General features: G+C 28.6%; 1 protein-coding gene. It reads right to left on the bottom strand.

Annotated elements, in window-relative coordinates:
- Positions 1–220 precede the first annotated feature (220 nt).
- A partial coding sequence (locus J3U56_RS12015) for an imm11 family protein (protein WP_267367966.1) occupies positions 221–590 on the bottom strand: 370 nt, incomplete at its 5' end.

Here is a 590-nt window from a genome sequence, read left to right as displayed (position 1 = left end):
ATCATAAGAGAGTAAACGCTTTTCACTCACTTTTTTTTCTAATTTAAAAACTAAGGGTTTATTTGATTGAATCTTTTTGCATTGTAAAAATTCGTAAAGATCAACTACAGTTGAGTCATATTGGAACCAATAACTATTGGGATAATTACCTAGCATAAGTTGATAAATCATAACAACATCCTTTAAAATACTTAATTGAATTTTTATTTAAGCTTCACTATCATCCATAGATAGATTGATTACATGATGTGGATAAATCTATTCCTTTTACTTTATTGTTTATAAAAAACTGGCGTAACGACTCTGACATCACAATTCGCCCTTCAGATTCTTCACACCTTGCCATACAAAATTGCTCTTTTATATCTTCTTTAAAGACGATTTTAAAAAATCTCATTGGTCCATCAGGATAATCATCTAATATTGGTTCATATTCAGATTTATTCATATCAATACAAGATATTAAACGAAGAATATTTAATACTTTATAACCAGAATAGCTGTGACCATTAACAGTTATAGTTGCATCTATTAGCTGGACATCATGTAAAAAATCTTGATTGTTTGAAAGTAAATTGGCAAGTCTAGGC

Source organism: Gilliamella sp. B2824 (assembly GCF_026536245.1).
Classification (GTDB): domain Bacteria; phylum Pseudomonadota; class Gammaproteobacteria; order Enterobacterales; family Orbaceae; genus Gilliamella.
Note: the sequence above shows the minus strand (reverse complement) of the source record. Positions and strands in the feature narration are given on the sequence as shown.